At 61.2% G+C, this 2,591-nt stretch carries 3 protein-coding genes; 1 reads left to right on the top strand and 2 read right to left on the bottom strand.

The features are described 5' to 3' along the window. Together VKP01_RS04165 and VKP01_RS04160 are read right to left on the bottom strand one after the other, a co-directional pair. The coding region (locus VKP01_RS04165) for a hypothetical protein (protein WP_324410554.1) at positions 1–467 on the bottom strand (467 nt) is incomplete at its 3' end. 118 nt (positions 468–585) lie between these two features. Then, complete coding sequence (locus VKP01_RS04160; protein ID WP_324410552.1) at positions 586–1,614, bottom strand: TAXI family TRAP transporter solute-binding subunit; 1,029 nt, start codon at positions 1,612–1,614, stop codon at positions 586–588. 265 nt (positions 1,615–1,879) lie between these two features. On the opposite strand from VKP01_RS04160, the gene VKP01_RS04155 reads away from it, so the two are divergent. After that, positions 1,880–2,591: alpha/beta hydrolase (locus VKP01_RS04155; RefSeq protein WP_324410551.1), on the top strand; the 712-nt coding region annotated here is incomplete at its 3' end.

Genomic DNA, 2,591 nt, shown 5'->3' with positions numbered 1-2,591 from the left:
AGCGCCAGGACCGTCTGGATGCCCTCCATGCGCCCGCGATCGAAAATGTCCTGCACATCATAGAGAAGCCAAAGGGTCGAAACCGCAACGACAATGCCGATCAACACGTCGATGGCCAGCACGATTTTCGCACCCGCCGCGCTCTTCAGGTTTATCAACGGATAACGCAGGGCACAGAGAAAACCGAATCCGGCGAAATGAACGCCGGTGAGCCAGAGGGTATTGAGCTGACCGAAGGTGCTCATCCAGATGTGATACAGGGCGAGGGCGATACCGACTGCATAGGCGATCCTGCCCAGCAGCGTATCGGTTCCGAAGGAGCGCACGACGGTCTCGTATTCGGCCTCTGCTTCCGCTGTCTCCTCCCCCGGCGCTGACTGCGGGCTCTCGCCATGACCGGGGGGCGGCCTACCGTGCTGGTTTTCGTTAACGGTGACGGCGTCGCGGTCCTTGTTCGGATCACTCATGTTTCTGGTCTCACATCCTGCTCGATACCCGCAATGGGTGTGCGTCGCCGTCAAGAGGCAAAGAGGGCGCGACCATGGTCGCGCCCTCCCGATGTTTCATGCCTTTCCCGTCATCTGCTCAGGGACGCAGGTGATCCGGAATATCGAGACCGGCTTCCTCGTAATAACGCAGCGCGCCCGGATGCAGCGGCGCGGGCAGACCATTCGTGGCGACATCGAGCGACATTTCATTGGTCGCCGGGTGGATCGCCTGAAGGAACGCCAGGTTCTCGAAGATCGTCTTGGTGATCATGTAGACCACCTCTTCCGGCACCGTGTCATTGACGGCGAGGAAGTTCGGCTGCCCGATCGTGGTCACATCCTCTTCCTGGCCCGGATAGGTGCCCGCGGGAATTTCGAACGACGTCCACAGCGAACCGAAATCGCCATTCGCCTCGACGATCTGCTCATCGGTGAAGTTCAGCAGGGTCAGATCACCCGGCATTGCCGCGAAAGCACGGGTCACACCGCCCACGGGAACACCGCCGGGGGTCGACATCGCAACGATCTGGTTGTTCTGCAGCGCATCGGCGGATGGGTTGTAACCCATGTAAACCAGCTCGTATTCGTCGAGCGGCATGCCGAGATTACCCATCAGAACGGTGTTGGAACCGAGCGTGCCGGAGCCCTGCGCACCCATCGAAACGGGCTCGCCCATCACATTCGCCATATCCGCCACGGTGCCCGTCTCGACATCCGAAGAGCGCACCACGAAATGCTCGGTATTCTGCCACAAGCCCGTGATTGAGCGCAGGTTCTCCTGCGGACCCTCTTCCTCGAGCGGGCCCGAGCCGTTGCTGGCATAAGCGCCGAACAGGCCCTGAAGAATCGCGAAATCCACTTCGCCTTCACGCAGAAGGCGAACATTTTCGCCCGAGCCGGCAGAGCTGATTGCCGAGAGATCGATGCCCTCGGTCGGCTGGAGACGCGTCTTGATCAGCGTCGCGACCGCCACGCCCACAGGATAATAGGTGCCGCCGGTCGAGGCCGTCGAGAGCAGGAAGCTCTGGTCCTGAGCCTGGGCCTGCGAAGCCGGCATCGCGATAGCGACTGCCCCGACCATTGCCGATGCCAGAAGCGTACGGCGAAGAATGGTGCTGTTCTTCATCAAATAAATCCTCCCTGTCATACAAAGCCACGGCCTTCAGCCACGCTTTATCTGGATTTCTACGGGTCCGGAGAAAGGCGGTCAACACTCCGCTGATGCAATAGGCTGCTCAAGTTTTCATCACTACCCATATTGCGTCGCAGCAATTCATGTGCCGAAGCGCAAGAAGATCACCCGGCACGACCAAGCGTCGAATTTAGACTTGCGCACCCGCTCGCAACGTCGCACAAGCGGCACAATACCGAGCGCAGTGCGGAGAAATATCATGGAAACGCAGGAGATCAGCGGCGGTGGCGGGGTCGCATTGCATGTGCGCCGCTACGGAAACCCCGCCGGACGTCCGATCGTTTTCCTGCATGGGTGGTCGCAACATCACCTCGCCTTCGCGCAGCAATATGACGGCCCCCTCGCGCAGACACATGATCTGATCGGCGTCGACCTGCGCGGCCACGGCGCCTCCGATGCGCCTGCCGGCACACAATATTACGCCGATGGCGAACTCTGGGCGGATGATCTCAACGGCGTGATCGACCAGCTCGGCCTTGCCTCACCCGTCATCGTCGCCTGGTCCTATGGCGGGCTCGTCCTCGCCGATTACCTGCGCAAATACGGCGATGCGGCGCTGGGCGGCGTGAATTTCGTCGGCGCGGCGCTGGTCATCGGCAAGGACTATATCGGCCCTTACACGGGCGAGACTTTCGTCAGATACGCCTCGAAGGGCATGTCGAAGGATCCGGTGAAGGCGCTCTACGGCATGATCGATTTCGTGCATGCCTGCGCGGTCAAACCGATCCCGCCGGCGACGATCGAGCGCTTCATCGCCTTCAACATGCTGGTGCGCGCGGATGTGCGCCGCGCCGTAAGCGCACGCGAGGCGGATTACCGGCCCGTTCTGGCCGGCCTGAGCAAACCGGCCCTGTTCAGCCACGGCGCCGCCGACACGGTGATCATGCCGCAAATGACCAGCGAAGCGGCAG

Source organism: Saliniramus sp. (genome assembly GCF_035311605.1).
In the GTDB taxonomy this organism is placed as follows: Bacteria; Pseudomonadota; Alphaproteobacteria; order Rhizobiales; family Beijerinckiaceae; genus Saliniramus.
The sequence above is the reverse complement of the archived record's forward strand: the minus strand, read 5'-3'. Positions and strand labels throughout refer to the sequence as shown.

Bases quoted from the DNA above. Each gene is read 5' to 3' on its own strand.
- VKP01_RS04160 (WP_324410552.1), bottom strand. From the start codon at position 1,614: ATGAAGAACAGCACCATTCTTCGCCGTACGCTTCTGGCATCGGCAATG.